Raw genomic sequence first — 26916 nt, 5'->3', positions numbered from 1 at the left:
CAGACGCGGCCGGTGACCAGCTGGAACGGACGGGTCGAAATCTCCTTGCCCGCTTCGGCCACGCCGATGATGATCGACTGGCCCCAGCCCTTGTGGCAGCACTCCAGCGACTGGCGCATGGTGGTGACGTTGCCGATGCATTCGAAGGAGTAATCGGCGCCGCCGTCGGTCAGCTGGACGATGGCGTCGACCACGTTCTCGACCTGGGTCGGATTGACGAAGTGGGTCATGCCGAACTTGCGGGCCATCTCTTCGCGGCCAGGGTTGATGTCCACGCCGATGATCTTGTCGGCGCCGACCATCCTGGCCGCCTGGATGACGTTCAGGCCGATGCCGCCCAGGCCGAACACGACCACGTTGGCGCCCGCCTCCACCTTGGCCGTGAAGATCACGGCGCCGATGCCGGTGGTGACGCCGCAGCCGATGTAGCAGACCTTGTCGAAGGGTGCGTCGGAACGGATCTTGGCCAGTGCGATTTCCGGCACCACGATGTAGTTCGAGAAGGTCGAGGTGCCCATGTAGTGGTAGATCGGCTTGCCGTCCAGCGAGAAGCGCGAGGTGGCGTCCGGCATCAGGCCGCGGCCTTGCGTGGAGCGGATGGCCTGGCAGAGATTGGTCTTCTGCGACAGGCAGAATTTGCACTGGCGGCACTCCGGCGTGTACAGCGGGATGACGTGGTCGTCCTTGCGCAGGGATGTCACGCCGGGACCGACGTCGACCACCACGCCCGCGCCTTCATGGCCGAGGATGGCCGGGAAGATGCCTTCCGGATCGGCGCCCGACAGCGTGTACCAGTCGGTGTGGCAGATGCCGGTGGCCTTGACCTCGACCAGCACCTCGCCCGCCTTAGGGCCTTCGAGCTCGACTTCCTCGATCGTTAGCGGCTTACCCGCCTGCCATGCAATCGCTGCCTTGGTTTTCATATGGGATTTCCTGAGTGGTTGTGCAATCCTGCCATTATCCGCACAAGCCATGCCGCGGCCAATAGGCGCTCTGCTGGATGTCCGAAATTAATGCAATAATGACCGGATTTGTCAGCCGTCAAGAGCAGTACAGACCCATGCAGAACAGGCCAGCGTCCCCGGCAATTACCGTCGATATCGTCGTTTATCCCGGCTTCAAGGCCATGGAAGCCATCGGTCCGATGTCGGTCTTCGAATATGCCAACGTGCACCTGCGCAAGAGCGGCAAGCCGGACGGCTATGAGGTGCGCATCGCGTCCAGCAGCGAAGGCAGCGTGCCCTCCGATACCCTGATGTCGCTGCACGCCGGCAAGTGCCTCGACCTGCTGGCGCTGCCGCATACGGCGATCGTCGTCGGCGCCCGCGACATCCACCGCGCGCTGGCCGAAGGCGGCGCCATCGTCGACTGGGTCGCCGCCGCCGGCCCGCGCCTGCAGCGCCTGGCCGCCCTGTGTTCCGGCGCCTTCTTCCTCGGCGCGGCCGGGATCCTCGACGGCAAGGCCGCGACCACCCACTGGAGCGTGGCCGAACGCCTGCAGGCCGAGCATCCGGACATCGCCGTCGATGCGGACGCCATCTTCGTGCGCGCCGGGAACCTGTGGACTTCGGCCGGCGTCACCGCCGGGATCGACCTGGCGCTGGCCCTGGTCGAAGAGGATTTCGGCAAGGAGCTGGCGCTGCAGGTGGCGACCGACATGGTGGTCTACCTGAAGCGCCCGGGCGGACAGTCGCAGTTCAGTTCCCACCTGCTGAGCGAACGCACGGCGCGGCCCGGCATCCGCGAGATCCAGAAGTGGATCCTCGAAAACCTGCACGAGCGGCTGAGCGTGACCCAGCTGGCGGAAAAGGCGATGATGAGCGAGCGCCACTTCGCCCGCGTCTTCCTGCAGGAAGTCGGCATGAGTACCCAGGAATTCATCGCCGCCTGCCGCTTCGAACGCGCCCGGCAACTGCTGGCCGACCTCGCACTGCCGCTCAAGACGGTGGCGGCGCGCGCCGGCTTCAATGGCGAGGCGCAGATGCGCCGCGCCTTCCAGAAGCGGATGGGGATCGCCCCCACCCTCTACCGCGAACGCTTCGCCACCACCGGCGTGGCCTCGGCGCAGCGAAACTAAGCCTTTTACTTGCCGCGCAGCCGGCCCGCGAACGCCCCGTGCAGGCTGTTGAGCAGCTCCTCGGCCGCGACAATCTGTTCGGCCACCTCGTTGACCTTGCGCCGGCTCGAGCGCGCATGGTCGCGCAGCACTTCGAAGGCGGTATTCCTGTCGGTCTGGTAGCGCGCCATCAGGAGGCCCACGGCCAGGCTGGTCTCGCGGCCGGCGGCCAGGGCCGCGTTCAGGTTGGCCTCGGTGCGGCGCAGCTGGCGGATCTCGTCCGCACGCGCCAGCGCCGCCTCGAAGGCCGGCAGCAGGCGGGCCGCATCCACCGGCTTGACCACGAAACCGAGCGCGCCATGGCTGGCAGCCTGGCGCGCGGTCTCGGCATCGTCCACCGAGGACAGGAACATGAAGGGCACCTCGGTGTGCTCCCTCAGGCGGCGCGCCAGGTCGAGGCCGGACATGCCGGGCATCGTGATGTCGAGCAGGGCCATCGCGAAGCAAGGTTCCTGGTGCGCGGCATCCCGTTCGGCGATGCATTGCAGCGCTTCCGGCGCCGAGGCGGCGCCCACGGTGTCGTAGCCGGCGTGCTGCAGTACGGTGGCGAGGAATTCGAGCAGGAGGGGATCGTCGTCGACCAGCAGGATCGGCCGGCGGGAGGAAGCGGGCGCACTCATCGTGTTGTGTTCTCGCAGCGGAAGAAGAAGCAATCGCCGGAATTGACGGAGTCTTCCCAACTCCGGTTCCGGCGGCGAAAAATATAGAATGCACATTCTCGGTGCATTTCGATCTGTATCAATTGAATCATATGCAAAGACGATAGAGCAATAACTCTCGTGCACGATTCAAACCCCGGCGCAAAGGCGGACGTGAAGTCGCTGGTCGCCGCGTCCAGACTCGGTCAAGCCGGAGATCTTCAACGTGGATGCGATGGCTCGCTGGGCTGCGGCAAATAAAAGACGGCGCTTCGGCGCCTTCCTTTGGTTAGAATCGAGCGATCATGGACACGAAAATCATCGCCTCCTGGGGCAAGAACACCTCGCCGTGGGTGCAGGCGGTGCGCGAAGGCGAAATCGCCAGCCGCACCCTGGTCACCAACCGCGCCATCGTCGACACGGTGCGCAGCCTCGGGCCGGCGAGCGGCATCGATATCGGCTGCGGCGAGGGCTGGCTGGTGCGCGCGCTCGACGGCGTCGCCATGCTCGGCGTCGACGTCGTGCCCGGCCTGGTCGAGGCCGCGCGCCAGGCCGGCGGCGGCGACTTCCGCAGCATGTCCTACGAAGAGATCGCGCAGGGCGGCCTGGACCTGGCCCTCGATGTCGCCATCTGCAATTTTTCGCTGCTGGGCAAAGAGTCCGTCGCGGGCCTGTTCCGCGCGGCGCCGAGCTTCCTCAGGCCCGGCGGCCATTTCGTAGTCCAGACCATGCATCCGGTCGCGGCCTGCGGCGATGCGCCCTACCGCGACGGCTGGCGCGAAGGCAGCTGGGCGGGTTTCAACGCCGGCTTCACCGATCCGCCGCCCTGGTATTTCCGCACACTGGGCAGCTGGGTCGATCTGTACCTCAGCCATGGCCTGCGGCTGCGGGAAATCCGCGAACCCGTGCATCCGGACACCGGGAAACCGGTGTCGCTGATCCTGGTGGGCTCGCTGATCGGCATCCGGGAAAATAAGAGTAGGTAATAGCGGGTTCCGGCTGTATATTGGTGCCGCATCCCTCAGGCCTCATTATTGTCGGTCTCTCCCCCAGCCTGCGTTCGCCATGGCGGATCATTCCTGCGTGAATCTCCTTCGGTCGTCTTCCTGATCGTGCTGCAGTCCGGGCAGCCGTCCTGACTTTACCCGCATTCGCACAAGGCAGGCATGCTCACGAAAACAACCATACGATTATCCGACTTCATCGTCACGAACATGGAGCCGATCCTGCAGGAGTGGGAAGACTTTGCGCGCACCATCGAACCGCCAGCCCTGACGATGGACGACATCGCACTGCGCGACCACGCCAAGCTGATGCTGACGGCGATCGCGGACGACCTCAAGACGCCGCAAACATCGCTCGAGCAGGCGGAGAAATCCAAAGGAAAAGCGCCGCGCGGCAAACAGGATAGCGCAGCGGAAACCCATGCCGAGGCACGCCTGCTGTCCGGTTACAATGTCGACCAGCTGGTATCGGAATACCGGGCGCTGCGCTCCAGCGTGCTGCACCTGTGGGCGTCGCAGGCAAAGGATACCCAGGTCACCGACATGGAAGACGTGATGCGCTTCAACGAAGCCATCGACCAGGCACTGGCCGAATCGGTTGCGCGCTACGCCGCCATGGTCAAGCAATCGGAAAACATGTTCCTGGCCATTCTCGGACACGACCTGCGCAACCCGCTCGGCACGGTCGTCACCGGCTCCACCTTCCTGATGCGGGCGAACGACATACCCAGCAAGTACGTGCTGGCGGCAACGCGCATGTTCAACAGCGGCCAGCGGATGAACAAACTGATCGCCGACCTGATCGACTTTACCCGCACCCACCTCGGGGCCGGCATTCCGGTCAAGCTGAAGAGGATGAACCTGACCGAGGTCTGCATGAACGTCGTCGACGAACTGCGCACCTCCCATCCCGAGCGCATCATCGATTTCAACAGTTTCAGCCGCGAGGACCTGTATGGCGACGACAACCGGCTCGCACAAGTCCTGTCCAATCTGATCGGCAATGCGCTGCAGTATGGCGCGCCCTGCGAACCGATCGGCGTGCGCATGTCGTCGACCGAGAAGGACGTCAGCGTTGCCGTCAACAACAAAGGGCCCGTCATTGCGGCCAACAAAATCGGCAGCGTGTTCGATCCGCTGGTGCGCCTGGCGATCAAGCAGAATGCAAACGACGTCCGCGAAACCAGCCTCGGCATCGGGATGTTCATCGCACGCGAGATCGTCACCGCGCACAAGGGCAGCATCAGCGTCGAGTCGAACGAGGCGGAGGGCACGACCTTCCGCCTCACCTTGCCGCGCCGTCTGCAGCCAGGCTTGCGTGCAGACGACCTCCAGTGAGCGCGCCTGCCGAGGGACGACCGACGCCCGCGCGACGGATCCTGCTGATCGACGACAATGACGACGCCCGCGAACTGATGGCCGTCGGGCTCGAACTGTACGGCCATGAAGTCGCCACCGCCGCCAGCGGTGCGCGCGGCCTGGCGCGTGCCCGCGAGTTTCAGCCGGAGGTCGTCTTTCTCGATCTCGGCATGCCGGTCATGGATGGCTATGAGACCGCCGTCGGGCTGCGCCGGATTACCGGCCTGGAACGGATCGTGGTCGCTGCGCTGAGCGGCTGGAACGATCAGGCAACGCTGGCGCGCGTGATCGACGCCCGTTTTGACCACCACCTGACCAAGCCCGCCACCTTCGCGCAGATCGACAGCGTCCTGCGCGGAGAATACCAACCGGTGACGCGGCCGCCATTGCAGGGGCCATCCCGTCATCTATAATGACCGTTTCCGCAAATTAAACGCCACTACAGCCATATCATGGAATTAGCCAAGTCTTTCGAGCCAGCCGACATCGAACAATTCTGGCGTACCGAATGGGAACAGCGAGGTTATTTCGCCGCCACCATGGACGCCGACAAGCCTTCGTTCAGCATCCAGCTGCCGCCGCCGAACGTGACGGGCACCCTGCACATGGGCCACGCCTTCAACCAGACCATCATGGATGGCCTGACCCGCTACTACCGCATGCGTGGCTATAACACCGCCTGGATCCCGGGCACCGACCACGCCGGCATCGCGACCCAGATCGTGGTCGAGCGCCAGCTGGACGCCCAGAATATCTCGCGCCACGACCTCGGCCGCGAAGCCTTCGTCGAGAAGGTCTGGGAGTGGAAGGAAAAGTCGGGCAACACCATCACCGGCCAGATGCGCCGCCTGGGCGCCTCGGCCGACTGGAAGCGCGAATACTTCACGATGGACGAGCCGCGCTCGCAGACCGTGGCCGAAGTCTTCGTGCGCCTGTACGAACAGGGCCTGATCTACCGCGGCAAGCGCCTGGTCAACTGGGACCCGGTGCTGGGCACCGCCGTTTCCGACCTCGAAGTCGACTCGCAGGAAGAAGACGGCTCGATGTGGTACATCCAGTACCCGCTGGCGGACGGCAGCGGCCACCTGACGGTCGCCACCACCCGTCCGGAAACCATGCTGGGCGACGTCGCCGTCGCGGTCGATCCGACCGACGAGCGCTATACCCACCTGCACGGCAAGATGCTCAAGCTGCCGCTGAGCGGCCGCGAGATCCCGGTCATCGCCGACAGCTACGTCGACAAGGCCTTCGGCACCGGCTGCGTGAAGATCACCCCGGCCCACGACTTCAACGACTACGCGGTCGGCCAGCGCCACAACCTGGCGATGCCGAGCATCCTGACGCTCGACGCGAAAATCGTCGACGACGCGCCGGAAGCCTACCGCGGCCTGGACCGCTTCGAAGCGCGCAAGAAGATCGTCGCCGACCTCGAAGCCCAGGGCCTGCTGGAACAGGTCAAGCCGCACAAGCTGATGGTGCCGCGCGGCGACCGCACCGGCGTCATCATCGAGCCGATGCTGACCGACCAGTGGTTCGTCGCGATGAGCAAGCCGGCGCCGGAAGGCACCTTCAATCCGGGCAAGTCGATCACCGACGTGGCGCTCGAAAAAGTGGCGAACGGCGAGATCCAGTTCGTGCCCGAGAACTGGACCACCACCTACAACCAGTGGCTGAACAACATCCAGGACTGGTGCATCTCGCGCCAGCTGTGGTGGGGCCACCGCATTCCGGCCTGGTACGGCCCGAACGGCGAGATCGTGGTCGCCCGCAGCGACGAGGAAGCGCAGCAGAAGGCGGCGGCGGCCGGCATCAGCGGTGAGCTGAAGCGCGACCAGGACGTGCTCGACACCTGGTTCTCCTCGGCCCTGGTGCCCTTCTCGACCATGGGCTGGCCGGAACAGACCAGGGACATGGACCTGTTCCTGCCTTCGTCGGTGCTGGTGACCGGCTTCGACATCATCTTCTTCTGGGTCGCGCGCATGGTCATGATGACCGCGCACTTCACCGGCAAGGTGCCGTTCGAGACGGTCTACGTGCACGGCCTGGTGCGCGATTCCTCCGGCCAGAAGATGTCCAAGTCGAAGGGCAATACCCTGGACCCGATCGACCTGATCGACGGCATCGGCATCGACGAGCTGGTGGCCAAGCGCACCACCGGCCTGATGGACCCGCGCAGCGCGCCGAAGATCGAGAAAGCGACGCGCAAGGAATTCCCGGAAGGGATCCCGGCCTTCGGCACCGACGCCGTGCGCTTCACCATGGCCAGCTACGCCTCGCTGGGCCGCAACATCAACTTCGACCTCGGCCGCGCTGAAGGCTATCGCAACTTCTGCAACAAGCTGTGGAACGCGACCCGCTTCGTGCTGATGAACACCGAGGGCAAGGACTGCGGCAAGCCTGATCCGGCCGACCTGTCGCAGGCCGACCGCTGGATCATCTCGCTGATGAACCGCGTCGAGCAGGACGTGGCGAAAGGCTTCGCCGACTACCGCTTCGACAACATCGCCAGCAGCATCTACAGCTTTGTGTGGGACGAGTACTGCGACTGGTACCTGGAACTGGCCAAGGTCCAGGTCCAGCAAGGCACCGAGGCGCAGCAGCGCGCCACCCGCCATACCCTGCTGCGCGTGCTGGAAGTGATCCTGCGCCTGGCGCACCCGATCATTCCGTTCGTGACCGAGGCGCTGTGGCAGGCCGTCGCGCCATTGGCCGGCAAGACCGGCGACACCATCATGCTGCAACCCTACCCGATCGCCGACGAAGCGGCGATCGACGAAGGCGCGGAAGCCTGGATGGCGCAATTCAAGAAGCTGACCGACGCCACCCGCAACCTGCGCGGCGAGATGAAACTGTCGCCGTCGGTGCGCGTGCCGCTGATCGTCGAACCGGGTTCGGAAGCCGACCGCGAGGCGGCCAAGGGCTTCGCGCCCTACGTCCAGCTGCTGGGCAAGCTGTCGGAAGTGCAGATCGTCGACGTCCTGCCGGAATCGCCGGCCGCGGTGTCGATCGTCGGCACCACCAAGCTGATGCTGAAGGTCGAGATCGACGTCGCCGCCGAGCGCGAGCGCCTGTCGAAGGAGATCGCGCGCCTGCAGGGCGAGATCGCCAAGGCCGAGGGCAAGCTGTCGAGCGAGAGCTTCGTGGCCCGCGCCCCGGCCGCCGTGGTGGCCCAGGAACGCGAACGTGTCGCCAGCTTCGGCGCCACCCTGGCCAAGATGCAGGAGCAGCTGGGCAAGCTGCCGCCGGCCTGATCATTCATCGCCGTTCACTAAAATGCGCCGGTTCACGCCGGCGCATTTTTTTCGACCTCACGAACACTCTACTGGCACAACGATGATGAATTCAGAACCTTGCCGCATGGCGTACCAGGAATACCAGGCCGCGTCAGGGCGCGGCACGGGGAAGGAGCGCGTGGTATGCGTACTCCTTGCCAGCCCCGACGATCTGATCGTGGCTCCAGACAACCATGTACTCAAATGTCTCAAGGCTGCGGGCGTCGGTGCTTCGATTGGCGTCTATTTCTACCGATTCAAAAACGAAGCCCACCGCTTCATCAAGATTGGAGAATGCACTCGGCGCGAAGGCATCGCGGTCCGCTTTCAACGCGGATGGCATGGCACCGAGAGATACTCCGATAACTACACAAGGAAGCGACGGGGAGAAACGTATGTCGACAGCGAGTTTGCCCTCGAGATCCGGCGTATTAGCCCGGAAAATCCCGCTTATTTCGTTTTCTACGAACACGCCACCCTGCATTCGCATCCCAAGATCGACGAGGTCTTCGCTTATCGGATGCACAAGCGACTTTTCAAGTGCGACACCGCGAGTCCTGAGAGAATGAACGGGAATCCCTTACTTGCCCGGCGGCTGGTCTGGCACAAGACGGCCTTCAGTGAGGTTGCCCGATGCCGGTTCCCCGACGGTACGCCCTATCCTGATCAGAGCCAGCCCGCATTCCTCGCCATCCGGTAAGCCTCGATCCGGTTGCCGGCATTCAGCTTGCTGATCGCCTCGGACAGGTAGTTGCGCACCGTGCCCTCGGACAGGTGGACCTGTTTCGCGATCTCGGCGCTGGTCTTGCCCTCGCCGGCCAGGCGCAGCACCTGGCGCTCGCGGTCGGACAGTGGGTCCTGGCCCGCGCTCCAGCTCTCCAGCGCCAGCTCGGGCGCGATCGCCCTGCCGCCGCCGGCCACCTGCCGGATCGCCGCCGCCAGGTTCTCGGCCGGCGCATCCTTCAGCAGGTAGCCGCGCACCCCGGCCTCCAGCGCGCGCCGCAGGTAGCCGCTGCGCGCGAAGGTGGTCACGATCACCACCTTGCTCGGCAGGTCGAGTTCTGCCAGCCGCGCCGCCAGTTCGAGGCCGGTCATCTGCGGCATCTCGACGTCGGTCAGCACGACGTCCGGCCGCAGCTCGCGGCACAGCGCCAAGGCGTCCTTGCCGTTGCCGGCCGTGCCCACCACCTCGAGATCGGCTTCCAGCCCGAGCAGGGCCGCCAGCGCGCCCAGCACCAGGGCCTGGTCTTCCGCAATCACGATACGGATCGGATGCGGGATCAGATTCGCGGACATGCCGTCTCCTTCGATTCCTTCACCGGCAGGCGCAGCTCCAGGCGCATGCCCTTGTCCACGGCGATCGCCAGCCGGCCGCCCACGCTGGCGGCGCGTTCGCGCATGCCGCTCAGGCCGTTGCCGGCGCGGACTTCGCCGCCGGCGGGCAGGCGGTCGCCGTCGTCGGCCACGCTCAGCACGGCCTCCTGCCGTTCCAGCGCCAGCTTGACCGTGCAGCGGGTGGCGCCGGCGTGGCGCACCACATTGGTCACCGCTTCGCGCAGCGCCAGCGCCAGCACGTGTTCCTGCCCTGCCGCCAAAGCGCCGTGCAGGAAATGCGGCGGCACGTCCTCGCGCAATTCGACGCCGGCCGCGGCCAAACTGGCGCGGGCGCTGGCCAGGGCACCGGACAGGCCGCTGTCGCGGTAGCCGGTGACGGCGGTCCGCACTTCGGCCAGGGCGCGGCGGGCGGTGGTTTCGATGTCGCCGATCTCGCGCTTGCAGGCCTCAAGGTCGCGCCCGGCCAGCTTGCTCGCCAGTTCCGCCTTCAATGCGATCAGCGACAGCGAGTGGCCCAGCAGGTCGTGCAGGTCGCGCGAGATGCGTTCGCGCTCGGCGATGCGGGCGATGTGCTCGACCTCTTCCTGCTTGCGCAGCAGCTGCCTGCGCGCGGCCCGCTGTTCCGACTCCATGATCGAGCCCAGGCCCACCGCCACGCCGATGATCCAGGGCGCCAGCAGGAAGGTCTTGCCGATCGGCGACAGCAGATAGCCGCCCACCGTCGCCAGGCCCAGCACCGCCGCCAGCATCCGGTAGGCATTGCGCCCCGGCGACAGGCGCCCGCACATGCCGGCCGCGAACACGAACAGCGTGCCGGCGCCCGTGTTGTAGGGGATCCAGATGACGCCGATCAGGCAGGTCAGGGCGATGCAGAGGATGGCCGCCCGCCCCTCGGCCCAGAAGCTGTACAGGTAGAGCGGCAGGAACAGCACGGCGGTGACGCCGAACATCACGAGCTCGATCGCGCGCGGCGGCACGAAGAAGTACTGCCACAGCATGAAGGTCAGAGAGAAGGCCCATAGATAGGGGAGCTTGCCCAGTTCCGGCGGCACCCAGGGCCCGGCCAGCACGCGCTTGAGAGTCTGCATCGCTTGGTGTTGTAGTGGTTATCAGCGGTCGACCAGGCGAACGTCGGCGATCTCGAAGCGGTAATCGCCAGGTTGTGGTCCAGCATTAAATCCTATCATGGTCACCGCGGCCGGATCGAGTCCGTCGAAGGCGCTGAAGGGAATCGCCACTTCCTTCCACTCGGCGCCGGCCTCGAAGGGCACGCTGCGCGGGATCGTCATGCCGGTCGAGGCCATCGCCAGCATGTACTTGCGGCCGTCGCCGCGCACCCGGAAGCGGATCACCCTGGCGTTGCTCAGGTCGGCGCCCTGCATCGGCTGCGCGCCCGGCATGAAGGCCGCGCCGGCCCAGGGAAACATGAAACCGGGCTTGACCTGGGCGTCGACGGCGATCGCGGCGCCGCCCTCCTGTGCGGCCCTGGCATCGAGGTTCACGCTGGAGACGCCGCCGGCGAACTTGTCGGAGGACGGCAGCCAGCCGGTGCCGAAGGGGCTGGCCAGCCTGCCGTCCTTCAGCAGGCTGATCCTGCCGTCGGCGGGCAGCGCCAGCGCGCGCTTGCCGGCGGCTTCCTGGGCCACGTGCTCGCGCTGCCGGTCGCGCTGCGCGGCCATGCTTTCGCCGTCCTTCCACACCTCGACGATGCGGCGGGTGGCGCCGATGTCCTGCAGCGGGTTGCCCTCGACCAGCACCAGGTCCGCCTTGTAGCCGGTCGCGATCTCGCCGCGCTTGCCCAGGCGGAAGGCCTTCGCCGGTGCGCTGGTGGCCGACACCAGGGCTTCGCGCGGGCTCAGCCCGGCCTCGACCAGCGCGGCCAGTTCGTGGTGCAGGCTGGCGCCGTACTGGGTGCCGGGGTTGCCGGCGTCGGTGCCGGCCAGCACCGGCACGCCGGCCTTGCGCAGCGCGGCGGTCACCATCTTCGGCGCGTTCAGGGCGGCCGGCCTGGCTACCTGCCCGTAGCCGGTTTCCAGGAAAGCGCGTTCCTCGCGGTCGAGCAGGCCGGCGACGGCGGGATCGTCGAGGATGTCGCGCGGCTTCACGCCCGCCATGCTCTCCAGCACCGAGAAAGTCGGCACGATGAAGGCGCCCTTCGACATCGCCAGCTGCGCCAGGCCGTCGGCCTCTTCCGGCGTAATCTTCGCCCCCAGGAACAGGTGGGCCAGGCCGTCCGCGCCCGCTTCCAGCGCGGCGCGCGCATTGGCCAGGGTGCTGATGTGGACCACGGCCAGCTTGCCGCGCTTGTGGGCGGCGTCGATCACCGCTTTCACGGTGGCGGGGTCGAGGCTGTTGAAGTGATGGTCGCCGAAGCCGTCTTCCATCACGATCTTGATGAAGTACGAGCCCTCGGCGATGCGCTCGTCGACGAAGGCCTGGACGTCGGCGCCCTTCTCCAGGGTCGGGATCCTGATCGGGAATTCGGTGCCGTGGCCGCCCGGCGCGGTCACCAGGGTGCCGGCCGAGAACAGGTCGGCGCGGTCGTGGTTGCGGCCTTCCGCCATCGCCTTGCTGAAGTCCTGCATGATCGTTACCGGGGCCATCATGTCGACCTCGGTGGTGACGCCGAACACCAGCGGCAGCTCGAAGTGCCGGTAGGTGTGGACGTGGGCGTCGATCAGGCCCGGCAGCAGGGTGCGGCCTGTGCCGTCCACCACGCGCGCGCCAGCCGGCACCTTGCCGCGATAGTCGCCGTCGGCGATCACGCCGTCGCGCACCAGCACGGAACGGTGTTCGTGGGCGGTCTTGCCGTCGAACACCCGCACGTCCTGCACCAGGGTGGTGCCGGCAAGGGCGGAGGAAGCGCAGGCCAGGCCGGCGGCCAGCAGCAGCGAAGTCAGGATGGTCGGTTTCATGTGTTTCCCTTGATTGTTGTATCGGTTTTCGTCGATGGCGATTGCCACTGACGCCAGTATCGGGAAACGGCGGCGGCCGCGACAGAAGCGAGCGCCATCACTTTCAGGTGACAAATGTCACCCGCAAGAATTTCCGTCCGGCTGTTTACCGAACGACCGTACAGTTTGCTACACTCGATTACCCATAAATCAACGGAGACACCATGCGCACCCTCATCAAGGCCACATTGATCGCGTCCATCCTCGCCGCCCCGCTCGCGTGGGCACAGGACGGATCGCCGGTCGGCCTGTGGAAGACCATCGACGACAGCTCGGGCAAGCCGACCGCGCTGATCCGCATCACCGAGAACCAGGGTGTGCTGACGGGCAAGATCGAAAAGCTGTTCCGTGCGCCGGACGAAGACCAGAATCCGAAATGCGTGGCCTGCACCGACGCGCGCAAGGACCAGCCCATCGTCGGCATGACCATCGTCTCCGGCCTGAAGAAGGACGGCGACGAATACAAGGGCGGCGAGATCCTGGACCCGAAGAACGGCAAGGTCTACAGGAGCAAGCTGACGGTGCACGAAGGCGGCAAGAAGGTCGAGGTACGCGGCTATGTCGGCATGCCGATGTTCGGCCGCTCGCAGGTCTGGCTTCGCCAGGAGTGAACCACCGGGTCATGGTGCGTTACACTGCGCATCATGACTCCGCCCGTTGACCAGCCTTCGGACCCGGCATCCAGCCAGGTCGCACGCTACCTGGCCGCTCCCGATGCGCCGCCGGTGCCCCTGCCTTACCTGACTTACCTGTTCGAACACGTCGCCGACGTCATCTTCTTCCTGGAGGTGCTGGACGGCGACCGTTACCGCTTTTCCGCTGTCAACGAACGCTTCACCGAAACCACCGGCCTGCCGGTCTCCGCGGTGGTCGGCAAGGAAGTCGACGCGATCATCCCTCCCGCATCGCTGGACCTGGTGAAGTCGAGATACCGGGAAGCCATTGTCACCGGCAAGGTCGTACGCTGGCAGGAAGTGTCGTCCTACCCGACCGGCACCAAGACCGGCGAGGTCACCGTGACGCCGGTGCTCGATGCGGACGGCGCCTGCCGCCTGCTGATGGGCGTCGTGCACGACATCACCGAACATGTCCATAACCGGCACCAGCTCGAACTCGCTTCGCTGATGTTCGAGAACAGCCACGATGCGATCGCCGTGCTCGACCCCGAGGGCCGCATCGAGGCGGTCAATCCGGCCTTCACCGTCGTGCGCGGCTTTTCGCTGGACGAAATTGCCGGCAAGGCGCCGCGCGTGTACGCCGCCGGCCTGCAAGAGCCCGGCTTCGATGAAGCCTTGTGGGCGCAGCTGCGCGCCACCGGAAATTGGCAGGGCGAATTGTGGAGCCGGCACAAGGATGGCCACGTACTGGCCGAATACCGCACCATCACCGCCGCCCGCGGTCCGGACGGACAGGTCCGCAACTACATCGAGATCGGCACCGACATCACCGAGAGCAAGCGCGCGGAAGAACTTGCCTGGCGCCAGGGGAACTACGATGTCCTGACGGGCCTGCCGAATCGCCAGATGTTCATGGAGCGTGTGGCCCAGGCGATCCACGATGCCGACCAGGAGGCCGGCAGCTTCACCCTGCTGGTGATCGACCTCGACCGCTTCAAGGACGTCAACGAAACCCTGGGCCACTCCGCGGGCGACGAGATCCTGAAGGATGCCGCGAAGCGGCTGCTCGACTGCACGCGCGACGGCGACACCGTGGCGCGCCTCGGCGGCGACGAGTTCATGGTGCTGCTGGCCTCGGCGCGCACCGTCGACCGGACGGCGCAAGCCATCATCCAGGCGATGGCCCGCCCGTTCGCCATCGCCGACGAAACCCTGCACCTGTCGGCCAGCATCGGCATCACGCATTACCCGCGCGACGCCGCCGACATGGAAAGCCTGATCAAGCACGCCGACCAGGCCATGTACGTGGCCAAGCAGCAGGGACGCAACCGCTATGCGTATTTCTCGCATGTGATGCAGGAGCGCGCCCAGGCGCGCCGGCAGCTGATCAAGGACTTGCGCAACGCGCTGGGCGAACGCCAGCTCGAAGTCCACTACCAGCCCATCGTCGACCTGGCGACCGGCTCTCTGCAGAAGGCGGAGTCGCTGGTGCGCTGGACCCATCCGCAACGCGGCATGATCGGCCCGGCCGAATTCATTCCCCTGTGCGAAGAAACCGGGATGATCGTCGAGCTCGGCGAACAGATCTTCGAGACGGTGGTGCGCGACGTCGCCGACTGGAAACGGGAGCATGGCACCATCCTCCAGGTCGGCGTCAACATGTCCCCGGTCCAGCTGCTGTCCGGCCGCGAATCCTGCGAGCGCTGCTTCCAGCTGGCCAGGAATGCCGCGCTGCCGGAACATACCCTGACCGTCGAAGTGACCGAGGGCATGCTGCTCGACAACAACCCCATCGTCGTCCAGCAATTGCGCCAGATCGCCGAGCATGGCATCGACCTGGCGCTGGACGATTTCGGTACCGGATATTCCTCCCTGTCCTACCTGAAAAAATTCGAGTTCCAGTACCTGAAGATCGACCGCTCCTTCGTCATGCACCTGGAAGCCGGCACCACCGACTTCGCCCTGTGCGAAACGATCGTCACGATGGCCCACAAGCTCGGCATGCAGGTCATCGCCGAAGGCATCGAGACACCCGAACAGCTCGAACTGCTCCAGCAGGCCGGCTGCGATTTCGGCCAGGGTTATCTGTTTTCGAAGGCCGTTCCACGGCGAATCATCGGTCAATGGCTGGCCAGCCAGGCCATGCCATGGATGCGGAGCGGATTTGCGGCACAAGCCTTCAAACGTGCGCATCAGCAATTATCTCAATGATAAGATTGCCTGACTCATCGTTGTGCCTGATCCAAGGAAATCCAGTGAATCGACTACATCCAGTGCGGCCATGCGTCAAGGAAACCGCCTCATGATCTTTCTGCGTCTGCTTGCCCTGCTCGCGGGAGGCCTGGTCCTCATCCTGCCTCCGGCGCTGCTGTCCAATGCCGGCCAGACCGGCATGCCGGCCTGGATCGTCGCCGGCGGCCTGGCCGGGCTCGCGCTGGTAGCGCTCAGCTTCCTCTACATCGCCGTGCTGGGCAAGCGCATGCGCCGTTCCCCGCATGTCCGCATGCTCGGCGGCCTGCTTCTGCTGATCCCGGCGACCGCCGGCATCGTCGCGCTGGCGACGCGCACCAATGCCGAGCTGCTGTGGGCCAGCGGCATGCTGGTGTCGTTCGCGGTACTGCTGTTCATCAGCTTCGTCTACCCGGCAGCGCCGGATCGCCGCCAGCGCCCGATGCGCCAGCGCGAACGCAGCGAGCCCGCGCTTGTGCTGGTCCAGCGCCATCCGTCGGCGGAGCGGCGCGGTTCGCGGTTCTAAATTTTTGGACGGCGCGCCAGATGCCTGTCGAGGGCATTCGCAAACTGCTGGCGGTCGGTCTGGCTGAAGGCGGCGGGGCCGCCGGTATCGATGCCGCCGCTCCTCAACTCTTCCATGAAGGCGCGCATCGTCAGCTGCTGGGCGATATTGTCCTTGGTGTAGAAATCGCCGCGCGGATTCAGCGCATCCCCACCCTTCTCCAGTACCCGCGCCGCCAGCGGAATGTCGCCGGTGATCACCAGGTCGCCCGGCGCCAGGCGCTCGACGATCTCGGTATCGGCGACGTCGGGCCCGCTCGGCACCTGGAGGGCGCGGATGAAGCGCGAACCCGGCACCCGGATCAGCTGGTTGGCGACCAGAGTCACCTGCAGCTGCAGGCGCTCGGCCACGCGGAACAGGATGTCCTTGATCACGCCCGGGCAGGCATCGGCATCGACCCAGATTTCCATGGCCGGCGCCTTATGCCGGCGGCAGGTTGTCCCACAGGTCGCCGGTCGGGCTGATGCGGGGTGCGGCGACGCCGAAGTGCTTATAGGCCAGCGGCGTGGCGATGCGCCCGCGCGGGGTGCGCTGCAGATAGCCCTGCTGGATCAGGTAGGGTTCAAGCACGTCCTCGATGGTGTCGGCGGCCTCGCCGATCGCCGCCGCCAGGTTGCCGATGCCGACCGGACCGCCGGCGAACTTGAACAGCACCGCCTCGAGCAGCTTTCGGTCCATCACGTCGAAGCCGACGGTGTCGACGTCCAGCATCTTCAATGCGCGGTCGGCCATGTCCTTGGTGATCTCTCCGGTGCCCTTCACTTCCGCATAGTCGCGCACGCGGCGCAGCAGGCGGTTGGCGATACGCGGGGTGCCGCGGGCGCGCTTGGCGACTTCGCGCGCGCCGTCCTCGTTGATCGGCGCCTCCAGCAGCGCCGCGCTGCGGGTCACGATCCTGGTGAGTTCGTCGACGTTGTAGAACTCGAGGCGGGCGACGATGCCGAAGCGGTCGCGCAGCGGATTGGTCAGCATGCCGGCGCGGGTGGTCGCTCCCACCAGGGTGAACGGCTGCAGGTCGAGCTTCACGGAACGCGCGGCCGGGCCCTCGCCGATCATGATGTCGATCTGGTAGTCCTCGAGCGCGGGATACAAAATCTCCTCGACCACCGGCGACAGGCGGTGGATCTCGTCGATGAACAGCACGTCGTTCGCTTCGAGGTTGGTCAGCAGCGCAGCCAGGTCGCCCGGACGTTCCAGCACCGGGCCGGAAGTCTGGCGCAGGTTCACGCCCATCTCGCGCGCGATGATGTGGGCCAGCGTGGTTTTACCCAGGCCAGGCGGACCGAACAGCAGGGTGTGGTCGAGCGCCTCGCGGCGCTTGCGGGCGGCCGAGATGAAGATCTCGAGCTGGTCGCGGATTTTCGACTGGCCGACGTATTCGTCGAGGTGCTTGGGCCGCAAGGCGCGCTCGATCGCCTCCTCGTTCGGCGAGGCCGGCGCGGCGTCGATGATGCGCTGCTCGGTGAAGTTGTCGGTTTGGATGCTCATATGTGTTAGCGAATGAACGTCGTCCCCGCGAAGGCGGGGATCCAAGTTTGCGTGCGTTTCGATAGCTCAAGCAGAACTTGGGTTCCCGCCTGCGCGGGAACGACGGGTTTCAGGCCTTCGACAGCGACTTGAGGGCCAGCTTGATGCCCTCGGAAACACTGGTCCCCGCCGGCATGTTCTTGATCGCAGCCAGCGCTTCCTTGTCAGAATACCCCAAGGCCAGCAGCGCATTGAGCACGTCAGCCTGGGCGTCGTCCTGCACGGCGCCGCCGACCGCGCCGATGTCGGCACCCAGCTTGCCCTTCAGTTCCAGCAGCAGGCGCTCGGCGGTCTTCTTGCCGATGCCCGGGATCTTGACCAGGCGTCCGGCTTCCTGCAGGGTCACGGCCTGGGACAGGTCGGCCACCGACATGCCGGACAGGATGGCCAGCGCGGTGCGGGCGCCGACGCCGGTGATCTTGATCAGCTGGCGGAACACGGCGCGCTCGTTGGCGGAGCCGAAGCCGAACAGCAGGTGGGCGTCTTCCCTCACCACGTAGTGGGTGAACAGCACCACCTTCTCGCCCGTGTGCGGCAGGTTGTAGAAGGTGCCCATCGGCACGTCGACCTCGTAGCCGACGCCCTGGCAATCCACGAGCACTTGCGGGGGATTCTTTTCCAGCAGCACGCCGGAGAGACGACCGATCATGGTTGACCTTTCAATGTAATCAGGAGGAGACCAGGCGGCCGCGCCGCATGTGCAGGGCCTGCTTTTCCGGGGACAGCGAACCGATCAGCGCCAGCGCATCCATGCCGTGGGCGTGGCAGATCGCGATGCCGAGGGCGTCGGCGGCGTCGGTGCCGGGCAGGCCGGGAAGTTTCAGCAGGCGCGCCACCATTTCCTGGACCTGGGCCTTGACGGCCTTGCCACTACCGACCACGGCCTGCTTGACCTCGGCCGGCGTATATTCCGCCACCTCGAGATCGGCCCCGACCAGCGCCGTGATGGCGGCGCCGCGCGCGGCGCCGAGCAGCAGGGTCGACTGCGGATTGACGTTGACGAAGACTTTTTCGATGGCCGCGCAGGCCGGCTTGTAGGTGGCGATGACTTCGCTGATGCCGGCCAGGATAATCTTGAGGCGCGGCGGCAAGGCGCCCTCCGTGCCGGTCTTGATGGTGCCGGATGCGATGTAGCGCAGCCGCTGCCCGTGTTTTTCAATGACCCCGAACCCCGTCGTGCGCAGGCCCGGGTCGATGCCGAGAATAATCATTATCGAATGTTATACCGGCTGGCTTGTTTCGTGGGAAAAATACTGTGCAAAAACACAGGTGCATGGCAAACATGCCACGCAAGGTGCGTGGGCTCGTGATTGAGGCCCCCGGCATCAATCACCCCACGCATATCGCCAGATCAGTGACGGAAGTGGCGGGTGCCAGTATAGAGCATGACCACGCCACGCTCGTCAGCCGCATCGATCACTTCCTGGTCGCGCATCGAGCCGCCCGGGTGAATGACGCAGGTCGCGCCGGCATCGACCACCACGTCCAGGCCGTCGCGGAACGGGAAGAAGGCATCCGACGCCACCGCCGAACCGACCAGCGAGAGGCCGGCGTTCTGGGCCTTGATCGAGGCGATGCGGGCGGAATCGATGCGGCTCATCTGGCCGGCGCCGACGCCCAGGGTCATGCCGTTGGCGCAGAACACGATCGCGTTCGACTTGACGAACTTGGCCACGCGCCAGGCGAACATCAGGTCCGCCAGCTGCTGCGGGGTCGGCTGTTTCTTGGTGACCACGCGCAGGTCGGCCGGCAGTACGTTCTTCGCATCCGGCGATTGCACCAGCAGGCCGCCGCCGACGCGCTTGACGTCGAACAGGTTCTGGCCCTCACCCAGCGCAATCTCGAGCAGGCGCACGTTCTGCTTGGCCGCCATGATCTGGCGCGCTTCCGCCGTGAAGGCCGGGGCGATCACCACTTCGACGAACAGTTTCGCGATCGCTTCGGCCGCCTGGCCGTCGACCGGCACGTTGAAGGCGATGATGCCGCCGAAGGCCGAGGTCGGATCGGTCTTCAGTGCGCGCTGGTAGGCGTCCAGGGCGTCGGCGCCGATCGCCACGCCGCAGGGATTGGCGTGCTTGATGATCACGCAGCCGGCCGGCTGCTCGAGGCCTTTCATCGACTTGACGCATTCCCAGGCGGCATCGGCATCGGCGATATTGTTGTACGACAGTTCCTTGCCCTGCAGTTGGCGGTAGTTGGCCAGGCTGCCGGCGGCCGGGACCAGGTCGCGGTAGAAAGCGGCGCTCTGGTGCGGGTTCTCGCCGTAGCGCATGTCCTGCACCTTCTCGAAGTGCAGGTTCAGGGTCTGCGGGTAGGCGGCGCGGGTGGCGTGCTGCTTGTCATCACCCAGGCTGGTCAGGTAGTTGGTGATCGCGCTGTCGTACTGCGCGGTGTGGGCGAAGACTTTCTTTGCCAGACGGAACTTGGTGTCGTAGGACACGCTGCCGGCGGTCTCGCCGGTACCTTTCATTTCCGCCAGCACCGGACCGTAGTCGGCCGGATCGACGAGCACGACGACGTCGCGGTGGTTCTTGGCCGCCGAGCGCAGCATGGTCGGGCCGCCGATGTCGATGTTCTCGATCGCATCTTCCAGCGAGCACTGCTCCTTGGCGACCGTGGCCTGGAAGGGGTAGAGGTTGACCACCACCATGTCGATCTGCGGGATGCCATGCTCTTCCAGTTTGGCGATATGCTCGGGAAAGTCGCGCCGCGCCAGGATGCCGCCATGCACTTTCGGGTGCAGGGTCTTGACGCGGCCATCGAGCATTTCCGGGAAACCCGTGTAGTCGGCGACTTCGGTGACGGGGACGCCATTGTCCTGCAGCAGCTTGGCGGTACCGCCGGTCGACAGGATGTTCACGCCGAGTGCGGACAGCGCGCGCGCGAAATCGAGCACGCCGGTTTTATCGGAAACGGAAATGAGGGCTTGTTTGATCATGGGAGAGGCCTGTTGATAAAAATCGGTGCGAGCATGGAGTGTCTACTACGCCGGACAGGGTCGGCGCACGCTCGCACGCCGGCCCTCCCGCCGGCGTTTACAGCAGCCCGTGCTCCTGCAATTTCTTGCGCAGGGTATTGCGATTAATGCCCAGCATCTGCGCGGCATGCGACTGGTTGCCCTCGGCACGGGTCATCACCACTTGCAGGATCGGCTTTTCGACGGTCAGCAGCATCATGTCGTAGATATTCGTCGGTTTCTGCTCGCCCAGGTCGTTGAAATAATCTTCGAGGCTTTTCTGAACGACTTCCTGGATACTTTCTTTGCTCATGTGCTACTTCACCTTGGTTGATGTGCCGCTTTTGGCAGCCCTGTCTCCGATTGTTTCTTATTTTTTTGCTATTACTTGATTATTCGTTCATGCCGCAATCGCGACATCATCGGAATGCGCGGGCCGGTATTGTAACCGCTCGCCATACCGCTGTTGCGATTTGAAAAATTCATCCACGGCCGCCAGCTGCTCGGCGGTCGATTCCAGCAGGTTCATGCGCTGGCGGAATTCTTCGCCGCCGGGCAGGTCCTGCACATACCAGCCGATGTGCTTGCGCGCGGTGCGCACGCCCAGGTATTCGCCGTAGAAGGCGTAATGGGCCGGCAGGTGTTCGTTCATCAGCTCGCGCACTTCCTCGACCAGCGGCGCCGGCAGGTATTCGCCGGTGCGCAGGTAGTGATCGATCTCGCGGCAGATCCATGGACGGCCCTGGGCCGCGCGCCCGATCATGACGGCGTCGGCGCCCGTGTGGTCGAGCACGAATTTCGCCTTTTCCGGGGTCGTGATGTCGCCATTCGCCACCACCGGAATCGAGATCGCCGCCTTTACCGCGGCGATGGTGTCGTATTCGGCATCGCCCTTGTAGCCGTCGGCGCGGGTGCGGCCGTGCAGGGTCAGCATGGCGATGCCGGCCTGCTCGGCCATGCGCGCGATCGTCAGGGCATTCTTGTTCTGGCGGTCCCAGCCGGTGCGGAATTTCAGCGTGACGGGCACGTCGACGGCACCAACCACGGCTTCGAGGATCCGCTGGACCAGGTCTTCGTGCTGCAGCAGGGCCGAGCCGCACCAGTTGTTGCAGACCTTCTTGACCGGGCAGCCCATATTGATGTCGATGATCTGGGCGCCGCGGTCGACGTTGAACTTCGCGCATTCCGCCAGTTCTTCCGGCACCGCGCCGGCGATCTGCACCGCCTTCGGCTCCATCTCGCCCGCATGGTCGGTGCGCCGCGAAGACTTTTCGCTGGCCCACAGGCGAGGATTCGAGGCTGCCATCTCCGACACCGCATAGCCGGCGCCGAGCTTCTTGCACAGCTGACGGAACGGGCGGTCGGTCACCCCGGCCATCGGAGCGACGAAGACATTGTTACGCAGCGCGTAGGGACCAATTTGCACGGGAGAAAAACCAGAAAATAATCGGGAACTCGCTATTTTACCCGAAGCGCTGCTCAATTTATCAGCACACTTTTATCGTGTGTTGCAAATCTGACATAAACCTCTGTCAGCTTAGTTCGTCGAGCAGGGCCGGACGCAGGTGCGCCACCTCGCCCCAGCTCTCGAGCAGGAGTTTTCCGTCGTCGATGCGGAAGCGGTTGATGCTGGCGTTGTAGACCTTGAAGTCGCGCGGCGTCTCCAGCGGCAGCGCCCTGGCCATCCGGTAGGCGCATTCGAGCACGCCGCCATGGGCCACCATGGCGATGGTCCGGCCCGGATGCGCGGCGGCGGTGGCCAGGATGGCGCTGGTCGCGCGGGTGTAGAACTGGCGGAAGGTTTCACCACGATTTTTGCCAGTTGGCAAAATTGCGTCGACATCGCGCGCCTGCCAGGCGGCAAATTCGGCCGGGAAGCGCTGTTCGATCTCGCTGTACAGCAAGCCTTCGAAGCCGCCGTAGCAGCGCTCGCGCAGGGCCGGGTCGACGTGCAGGGGCATGCCGCGCAGGGTGGCCACGGCCTGGGCCGTCTGGCGGGCGCGGTGCAGGTCGCTGGAGACGACCACGTCGATGGACTCGGACTCCAGCGCTTCGGCCAGCAGCCGGGCCTGGCGTTCGCCTTCCTCGTTCAGCGGGATATCGAGATAGCCCTGCAGGCGGCGTTCGGCGTTCCAGGCGGTTTCGCCATGGCGGATCAGGAGAATCTTGTTCAATTATTTATCGATGATAGTGGCGGCGATTTGCGGGTTCAGCGAATACACGCCGAAGATCCGCGCTTCGTCCAGGATGTGGCCCGTGATCGCCAGGCGCGCTTCCCTGCCGGTGAAGCGCCCGGTCAGCGGCAGGCGCGGGATGTCGAGGGCATACAGCGTGAACACATAGGTGTGGATGCGCTCGTCGTTCCAGGGTGGACAGGGGCCGTCGTAGCCGTAGTATTCGCCAGCCATGTCGGGATCGTTGGCGAACCAGCTCGTATAGTCGTTGATGCCGTGGCGCAACTGGTGCTCGGTGCCGTTCTTGATCGTGAACGGGACCAGCGGACCGCTCTTGCCGCCCGGCGTGACCATGTCCGAGAACAAGCCTTCGGCAAAGGAAGTCAGGCTGACCGGGATGTCGACCAGCGACCAGTGGTAGAAGTCGGTACGCGGCAAGGCGTCCGGCACCGTCCTCCCCTCCTGGTTGACGTCGGCGCCGCTGGCCGGCACGTCGAGGTCGTGACACAGCAGCACCAGGGACTCGGCGCCGGCCGGGACGTCGTCCCAGGCGAGGTGGGGACTGCGGTTGCTCGACAGCTTGATGTGGCCGCCGGGATCGATCTCGGCGAACGCGCAGCGGGGCGGAATGAGGCCGCCCTCGATAAAGGAATCGCTCCAGATTTTCATCTCTCAGCCCTCCATTTCCCTCTGAGCCTCTGCCAAACCCGGCATGGCGGCGTTGCATTCGTCTCGCCGTACTGGCGTACTGTCTTCGCGGTCCGCCGCTGCGGCGATGCGCCTTGCCCTGCCGGCTTTGCCAGACGCTCTTTTACATTGACCTGCGCCACCCGCCGCAGTTTCAGCTCGAGACCTTGGGTGGATCAATACGAAGCCAGAAAGTCACTGGACCGTCATTGGTCAGCGACACTTGCATGTCAGCGCCGAAGCGGCCGGCCTCGACCTTACCGTGACGCTCGCGCGCCTGGCGCACGAAACGCTCGAACAGGCGGCGCCCGTCGTCCGGCGCGGCCGCCGGCGAGAACGAGGGCCGGGTGCCGGAGCGGGTGTCGGCCGCCAGCGTGAACTGCGGCACCAGCAGCAGGCCGCCCTCGACGTCGGCAACGCTGCGGTTCATCTTGCCGGCCTCGTCGGAAAAGACGCGGTAGCCGAGCAGCTTCGCGAGCAAGGCATCGGCCTCGCGCTCGGTATCGCCCTTCTCGGCGCAGACCAGCACCATCAGCCCGCGGCCGATGGCGCCGACGGTCTCGCCGTCGACCACGACGCTGGCCTGGGTCACGCGCTGCAACAATCCGATCATGCGGCGGCCAGGGTCACGCGCGCGAACTTGCGCTTGCCGACCTGCAACACGAAGGTGCCGGCCTCGACCTGCAGCGACTTGTCGGACACGACCGTGCCGTCGATGCGCACGCCGCCCTGGTCGATCATGCGCATGGCTTCCGAGCTGGAAGCGCACAGGCCGGTCTGGCGCAGCAGCTGGGGCAGGCCCAGCGGGGCGCCGCCGAGGCTCACTTCCGGCACGTCGTCCGGAATGCCGCCCTTCGAGCGGTTGACGAAGTCGGCCAGCGCATCCTCGGCCGCCTGCTGCGAGTGGAAGCGCGCCACGATTTCCTGGGCCAGCGCAACCTTGGCGTCGCGCGGGTTGGCGCCGCCCTCGACGGCCTTCTTCAGCGCCGCCAGCTCGTCCAGCGAGCGGAAGGACAGCAGCTCGTAGTACTTCCACATCATCACGTCCGAGATGCTCATCAGCTTGCCGAACATGGTGTTGGCCGGCTCGGTGATGCCGATGTAGTTGTTCTTGGACTTGGACATCTTCTCGACGCCGTCCAGGCCTTCGAGCAGCGGCATGGTCAGGATGCACTGCGGTTCCTGGCCGTAGTCCTTCTGTAACTCGCGGCCCACGAGCAGGTTGAATTTCTGATCCGTTCCACCCAGCTCAAGGTCTGCTTTCAAAGCGACCGAATCATAGCCCTGCATGAGCGGATACAGGAACTCGTGGACCGAAATCGGAGTCCCATTCTTGAAGCGCTTGGTGAAGTCATCGCGCTCCATCATTCGTGCCACCGTGTAACGCGAGGCCAGCTGGATCATGCCTCGCGCGCCCAGCGGATCGCACCACTCGGAGTTGTAGCGGATTTCCGTGCGTGCGGCATCGAGCACCAGCGAGGCCTGCTTGAAATAGGTCTGCGCATTGGTTTCGATCTGTTCGCGGGTCAGCGGCGGACGGGTCACGTTGCGGCCCGAGGGATCGCCGATCATCGACGTGAAGTCGCCGATCAGGAAGATGACCTGGTGGCCCAGGTCCTGCAGCTGGCGCAGCTTGTTCAGCACCACGGTGTGGCCCAGGTGCAGGTCGGGCGCAGTCGGGTCCAGGCCCAGCTTGATGCGCAGCGGCTGGCCGCTCTGCTCGGAGCGCGCCAGCTTCTGGGCGAATTCGCTCTCGATCAGCAGTTCGTCGACACCGCGCTTGGTGATCGCAAGGGCTTCCTGGACGGCATCGCTCAAGGGAAGAGCCGTCGCGCCGGCCGAAGTTGCATTTTTTGCATTAGCAGAAAGCTCAGCAGAAGTCATAAAAATCTTGTAGGAATAAGGCTAAAACGGTTGTAGGACCCGGTATTTTGATATAATTCGCGATCCCGTCAATCTTGCCGCATGAAAAGTTCCACAGACAACAAGTAAGAAAACAAAAAGAAAAAGCGTTGGTCTTGGGACGATGAAGCGGTAAATTTTAACTGATTGCATGAACCCAATACAGAAAATCACCGGCAAGCGCTGGTTCGGTCTCGCAGAGACCAGCCGCAAAACCCGCATCATCGCGGGTGGCGCCGCTGCCCTGGCCCTGTGTGCCTTCGGCGCGACCGCAGTCGCCCCGATCGCGCCGGACGCCTCCGACATTCCTGTCAAGTCCATCGCACAAGACCTGCAACTGCCGAACCTGGCTGACCAGATCGCCGCGCTGCAGCAGGACCAGCAGGAATTCATCCATGAAGAACGCATCCGCCCGGGCGACTCGCTCGGCTCCGTCTTCACCCGCCTCGGCATCGACGACCAGCAGGCAGCGGCTTTCGTCCGCAACGACAAGCTGGCCCGCAGCATCCTCTCCCTCAAGACCGGCAAGCGCATCCAGGCCGAGACCGACGAGAACGGCCTGATGCTGTCGCTGCGCGCCACCATCGCCGTCGACAAGGATCAATTTAATACCGTTACCGTGACGCGCAAGGGCGACAAGTTCGTCGTCACCAAGGCGCCGGCCGAACTCGAGCGCCGCGTCGAAATGCGCTCGCGCGAAATCAGCACCTCGCTGTACGCCGCTACCGACGCCAACGTCGACGGCGGCCAGATCCCGGATTCGGTGGTCAACCAGATCATCGAGATGTTCTCGACCAACATCGACTTCCGCTCGGACCTGAAGCGCGGCGACCGTTTCAACGTCGTCTACGAAAACTTCTACCAGGATGGCGAACTGGTCCGTACCGGCCGCGTGCTGGCCGGCGAGTTCATCAACCGCGGCGTCGCCTACCAGTCGGTCTGGTACGAAGACCCGGTCAGCCACCAGGGCGGCTACTACAGCCTGGACGGCCAGTCGCTGAAGAAAGCCTTCCTGAAGTCGCCGGTCGCCTTCAGCCGCATCTCTTCCGGCTTCTCGATGCGCATGCACCCGGTGTTCAATGTGTGGAAAGCGCACAAGGGCGTCGACATGGCCGCCCCGACGGGCACCCCGATCCGCGCCGCCGGCGACGGCACCGTCGACTTCGTCGGCGTGTCGAACGGCTACGGCAACATGGTCGTGCTCAAGCACTGGTCGAACTACAGCACCGCCTACGGCCACATGAGCCGCTTCGCCAGCGGCCTGCGCCGCGGCGAGAAGGTCCACCAGGGCGACGTGATCGGCTACGTCGGTTCGACCGGCTGGGCAACCGGCCCGCACCTGCACTACGAATTCCGCATCGGCGGCCAGGCTACCGACCCGATGAAGCTGAAGAACCTGCAGGCCCAGCCGTTGAACGCCGGCGAACTGTCGCGCTTCCGCATGGCCGCCACCGATATGTCGCACCGCTTCTCGTTGCTGAATCCGGCCGGCAACGCGATGGCTGCGCGCTGAGCTGCAACTGAATCGTAGATAGAATGAGGCGCCTTGCACTGCACAGTGCAAGGCGCTTTTTTTACTCA

At 65.0% G+C, this 26916-nt stretch carries 26 protein-coding genes; 10 read left to right on the top strand and 16 right to left on the bottom strand.

What is annotated here, in order from left to right:
• Positions 1-923, bottom strand: a 923-nt coding sequence (locus tag AC1DOP_RS24560) for a zinc-binding dehydrogenase (RefSeq protein ID WP_442123995.1), incomplete at its 3' end; no start/stop codon positions are given.
• Positions 924-1060: 137 nt separating this feature from the next.
• Between AC1DOP_RS24560 and AC1DOP_RS24555 the strand changes: the two genes are divergently transcribed.
• Positions 1061-2077, top strand: a complete 1017-nt coding sequence (locus tag AC1DOP_RS24555) for a GlxA family transcriptional regulator (RefSeq protein WP_442123996.1) — start codon at positions 1061-1063, stop codon at positions 2075-2077.
• 5 nt (positions 2078-2082) lie between these two features.
• Here AC1DOP_RS24555 and AC1DOP_RS24550 read toward each other — a convergent pair whose 3' ends face one another.
• Positions 2083-2736 (bottom strand): ANTAR domain-containing response regulator, encoded by a 654-nt coding sequence (locus tag AC1DOP_RS24550; RefSeq protein WP_442123997.1) that lies wholly within the window; start codon positions 2734-2736, stop codon positions 2083-2085.
• Positions 2737-3059: 323 nt separating this feature from the next.
• On the opposite strand from AC1DOP_RS24550, the gene AC1DOP_RS24545 reads away from it, so the two are divergent.
• The 5 genes from AC1DOP_RS24545 to AC1DOP_RS24525 all read left to right on the top strand — a co-directional run bounded on the left by AC1DOP_RS24545 (position 3060) and on the right by AC1DOP_RS24525 (position 9089).
• Positions 3060-3740, top strand: coding sequence for a class I SAM-dependent methyltransferase (locus tag AC1DOP_RS24545; protein ID WP_442123998.1), 681 nt, complete (start codon positions 3060-3062; stop codon positions 3738-3740).
• A 180-nt stretch (positions 3741-3920) separates the two neighbouring features.
• A complete protein-coding gene (locus tag AC1DOP_RS24540; RefSeq protein WP_477253880.1) occupies positions 3921-5096 on the top strand; it encodes a sensor histidine kinase in 1176 nt (391 codons plus the stop codon).
• On the top strand, positions 5093-5530 hold the full coding sequence (locus AC1DOP_RS24535; RefSeq protein ID WP_442124000.1) for a response regulator: 438 nt from the start codon (positions 5093-5095) through the stop codon (positions 5528-5530). The genes AC1DOP_RS24540 and AC1DOP_RS24535 overlap by 4 nt, the downstream gene beginning before the upstream one ends.
• Positions 5531-5569: 39 nt before the next feature.
• A complete protein-coding gene (locus AC1DOP_RS24530; RefSeq protein ID WP_477253878.1) occupies positions 5570-8368 on the top strand; it encodes a valine--tRNA ligase in 2799 nt (932 codons plus the stop codon).
• Positions 8369-8450: 82 nt separating this feature from the next.
• Positions 8451-9089 (top strand): hypothetical protein, encoded by a 639-nt coding sequence (locus AC1DOP_RS24525; protein ID WP_442124002.1) that lies wholly within the window; start codon positions 8451-8453, stop codon positions 9087-9089.
• On the opposite strand, the gene AC1DOP_RS24520 is transcribed toward AC1DOP_RS24525, so the two are convergent.
• Genes AC1DOP_RS24520 through AC1DOP_RS24510 form a run of 3 tightly spaced genes read right to left on the bottom strand, consistent with a single transcriptional unit; the run spans position 9056 to position 12639 of the window.
• Positions 9056-9685 (bottom strand): response regulator transcription factor, encoded by a 630-nt coding sequence (locus tag AC1DOP_RS24520; RefSeq protein ID WP_442124003.1) that lies wholly within the window; start codon positions 9683-9685, stop codon positions 9056-9058. The two genes, AC1DOP_RS24525 and AC1DOP_RS24520, sit on opposite strands and share 34 nt — an antisense overlap.
• A complete protein-coding gene (locus AC1DOP_RS24515; RefSeq protein ID WP_477253875.1) occupies positions 9670-10812 on the bottom strand; it encodes a sensor histidine kinase in 1143 nt (380 codons plus the stop codon). Before AC1DOP_RS24515 ends, AC1DOP_RS24520 begins: the two co-directional genes overlap by 16 nt.
• Before the next feature lie 21 nt (positions 10813-10833).
• On the bottom strand, positions 10834-12639 hold the full coding sequence (locus AC1DOP_RS24510; RefSeq protein ID WP_477253873.1) for a CIA30 family protein: 1806 nt from the start codon (positions 12637-12639) through the stop codon (positions 10834-10836).
• A gap of 203 nt (positions 12640-12842) precedes the next feature.
• Between AC1DOP_RS24510 and AC1DOP_RS24505 the strand changes: the two genes are divergently transcribed.
• The 3 genes from AC1DOP_RS24505 (at position 12843) to AC1DOP_RS24495 (ending at position 16050) form a co-directional block, all read left to right on the top strand.
• Positions 12843-13289 (top strand): DUF2147 domain-containing protein, encoded by a 447-nt coding sequence (locus AC1DOP_RS24505; protein ID WP_442124006.1) that lies wholly within the window; start codon positions 12843-12845, stop codon positions 13287-13289.
• Positions 13290-13322: 33 nt separating this feature from the next.
• On the top strand, positions 13323-15506 hold the full coding sequence (locus AC1DOP_RS24500; protein ID WP_477253870.1) for a putative bifunctional diguanylate cyclase/phosphodiesterase: 2184 nt from the start codon (positions 13323-13325) through the stop codon (positions 15504-15506).
• Positions 15507-15597: 91 nt separating this feature from the next.
• On the top strand, positions 15598-16050 hold the full coding sequence (locus AC1DOP_RS24495) for a hypothetical protein (protein WP_477253868.1): 453 nt from the start codon (positions 15598-15600) through the stop codon (positions 16048-16050).
• On the opposite strand, the gene AC1DOP_RS24490 is transcribed toward AC1DOP_RS24495, so the two are convergent.
• The 11 genes from AC1DOP_RS24490 to tyrS form a co-directional block, all read right to left on the bottom strand.
• A complete protein-coding gene (locus tag AC1DOP_RS24490) occupies positions 16047-16499 on the bottom strand; it encodes a YaiI/YqxD family protein (RefSeq protein ID WP_442124009.1) in 453 nt (150 codons plus the stop codon). The genes AC1DOP_RS24495 and AC1DOP_RS24490 overlap by 4 nt on opposite strands.
• Positions 16500-16509: 10 nt before the next feature.
• Positions 16510-17577, bottom strand: a complete 1068-nt coding sequence (ruvB, locus tag AC1DOP_RS24485) for a Holliday junction branch migration DNA helicase RuvB (RefSeq protein WP_442124010.1) — start codon at positions 17575-17577, stop codon at positions 16510-16512.
• Positions 17578-17686: 109 nt separating this feature from the next.
• The gene (gene ruvA, locus AC1DOP_RS24480; protein ID WP_442124011.1) at positions 17687-18265 is read right to left on the bottom strand and encodes a Holliday junction branch migration protein RuvA; all 579 of its coding nucleotides are present in this window, start codon (positions 18263-18265) and stop codon (positions 17687-17689) included.
• Between the two features lie 19 nt (positions 18266-18284).
• Positions 18285-18827 carry a crossover junction endodeoxyribonuclease RuvC gene (ruvC, locus tag AC1DOP_RS24475; RefSeq protein WP_442124012.1) on the bottom strand — a complete coding sequence of 181 codons (543 nt, stop codon included), beginning with the start codon at positions 18825-18827 and terminating at the stop codon, positions 18285-18287.
• Between the two features lie 140 nt (positions 18828-18967).
• Positions 18968-20554, bottom strand: coding sequence for a bifunctional phosphoribosylaminoimidazolecarboxamide formyltransferase/IMP cyclohydrolase (gene purH / locus AC1DOP_RS24470; protein WP_477253864.1), 1587 nt, complete (start codon positions 20552-20554; stop codon positions 18968-18970).
• Between the two features lie 97 nt (positions 20555-20651).
• Entirely contained in the window at positions 20652-20885 is a 234-nt protein-coding gene (locus tag AC1DOP_RS24465) for a helix-turn-helix domain-containing protein (protein ID WP_036235444.1), read from the bottom strand.
• Between the two features lie 87 nt (positions 20886-20972).
• Positions 20973-21998: a tRNA dihydrouridine synthase DusB gene (gene dusB / locus AC1DOP_RS24460; protein WP_477253862.1), complete on the bottom strand. Its 1026-nt coding sequence runs from the start codon at positions 21996-21998 to the stop codon at positions 20973-20975.
• A 106-nt stretch (positions 21999-22104) separates the two neighbouring features.
• The gene (locus AC1DOP_RS24455; RefSeq protein ID WP_442124015.1) at positions 22105-22746 is read right to left on the bottom strand and encodes a histidine phosphatase family protein; all 642 of its coding nucleotides are present in this window, start codon (positions 22744-22746) and stop codon (positions 22105-22107) included.
• Positions 22747-23415, bottom strand: a complete 669-nt coding sequence (locus AC1DOP_RS24450; protein ID WP_442124016.1) for a YbhB/YbcL family Raf kinase inhibitor-like protein — start codon at positions 23413-23415, stop codon at positions 22747-22749.
• A 172-nt stretch (positions 23416-23587) separates the two neighbouring features.
• Positions 23588-24046, bottom strand: a complete 459-nt coding sequence (gene dtd, locus AC1DOP_RS24445; RefSeq protein WP_477253859.1) for a D-aminoacyl-tRNA deacylase — start codon at positions 24044-24046, stop codon at positions 23588-23590.
• Complete coding sequence (gene tyrS / locus AC1DOP_RS24440; RefSeq protein ID WP_442124018.1) at positions 24043-25317, bottom strand: tyrosine--tRNA ligase; 1275 nt, start codon at positions 25315-25317, stop codon at positions 24043-24045. The genes dtd and tyrS overlap by 4 nt, the downstream gene beginning before the upstream one ends.
• Positions 25318-25486: 169 nt before the next feature.
• On the opposite strand from tyrS, the gene AC1DOP_RS24435 reads away from it, so the two are divergent.
• Positions 25487-26848, top strand: coding sequence for a M23 family metallopeptidase (locus AC1DOP_RS24435; RefSeq protein WP_442124019.1), 1362 nt, complete (start codon positions 25487-25489; stop codon positions 26846-26848).
• Positions 26849-26916: the final 68 nt, after the last annotated feature.

This window comes from Massilia sp. 01N410, from assembly GCF_056399665.1.
Note: the sequence above shows the minus strand (reverse complement) of the source record. Positions and strands in the feature narration are given on the sequence as shown.

Coding starts and splice junctions, on each gene's coding strand:
- AC1DOP_RS24500 (WP_477253870.1), top strand. CDS start 13,323: ATGACTCCGCCCGTTGACCAGCCTTCGGACCCGGCATCCAGCCAGGTC.
- ruvB (WP_442124010.1), bottom strand. CDS start 17,577: ATGAGCATCCAAACCGACAACTTCACCGAGCAGCGCATCATCGACGCC.
- AC1DOP_RS24450 (WP_442124016.1), bottom strand. CDS start 23,415: ATGAAAATCTGGAGCGATTCCTTTATCGAGGGCGGCCTCATTCCGCCC.
- AC1DOP_RS24520 (WP_442124003.1), bottom strand. CDS start 9,685: ATGTCCGCGAATCTGATCCCGCATCCGATCCGTATCGTGATTGCGGAA.
- dtd (WP_477253859.1), bottom strand. CDS start 24,046: ATGATCGGATTGTTGCAGCGCGTGACCCAGGCCAGCGTCGTGGTCGAC.
- purH (WP_477253864.1), bottom strand. CDS start 20,554: ATGATCAAACAAGCCCTCATTTCCGTTTCCGATAAAACCGGCGTGCTC.
- ruvC (WP_442124012.1), bottom strand. CDS start 18,827: ATGATTATTCTCGGCATCGACCCGGGCCTGCGCACGACGGGGTTCGGG.
- AC1DOP_RS24550 (WP_442123997.1), bottom strand. CDS start 2,736: ATGAGTGCGCCCGCTTCCTCCCGCCGGCCGATCCTGCTGGTCGACGAC.
- AC1DOP_RS24490 (WP_442124009.1), bottom strand. CDS start 16,499: ATGGAAATCTGGGTCGATGCCGATGCCTGCCCGGGCGTGATCAAGGAC.
- AC1DOP_RS24545 (WP_442123998.1), top strand. CDS start 3,060: ATGGACACGAAAATCATCGCCTCCTGGGGCAAGAACACCTCGCCGTGG.
- AC1DOP_RS24435 (WP_442124019.1), top strand. CDS start 25,487: ATGAACCCAATACAGAAAATCACCGGCAAGCGCTGGTTCGGTCTCGCA.
- ruvA (WP_442124011.1), bottom strand. CDS start 18,265: ATGATCGGTCGTCTCTCCGGCGTGCTGCTGGAAAAGAATCCCCCGCAA.
- AC1DOP_RS24510 (WP_477253873.1), bottom strand. CDS start 12,639: ATGAAACCGACCATCCTGACTTCGCTGCTGCTGGCCGCCGGCCTGGCC.
- AC1DOP_RS24540 (WP_477253880.1), top strand. CDS start 3,921: ATGCTCACGAAAACAACCATACGATTATCCGACTTCATCGTCACGAAC.
- AC1DOP_RS24495 (WP_477253868.1), top strand. CDS start 15,598: ATGATCTTTCTGCGTCTGCTTGCCCTGCTCGCGGGAGGCCTGGTCCTC.
- tyrS (WP_442124018.1), bottom strand. CDS start 25,317: ATGACTTCTGCTGAGCTTTCTGCTAATGCAAAAAATGCAACTTCGGCC.
- AC1DOP_RS24555 (WP_442123996.1), top strand. CDS start 1,061: ATGCAGAACAGGCCAGCGTCCCCGGCAATTACCGTCGATATCGTCGTT.
- AC1DOP_RS24525 (WP_442124002.1), top strand. CDS start 8,451: ATGATGAATTCAGAACCTTGCCGCATGGCGTACCAGGAATACCAGGCC.
- AC1DOP_RS24515 (WP_477253875.1), bottom strand. CDS start 10,812: ATGCAGACTCTCAAGCGCGTGCTGGCCGGGCCCTGGGTGCCGCCGGAA.
- AC1DOP_RS24530 (WP_477253878.1), top strand. CDS start 5,570: ATGGAATTAGCCAAGTCTTTCGAGCCAGCCGACATCGAACAATTCTGG.
- AC1DOP_RS24505 (WP_442124006.1), top strand. CDS start 12,843: ATGCGCACCCTCATCAAGGCCACATTGATCGCGTCCATCCTCGCCGCC.
- AC1DOP_RS24465 (WP_036235444.1), bottom strand. CDS start 20,885: ATGAGCAAAGAAAGTATCCAGGAAGTCGTTCAGAAAAGCCTCGAAGAT.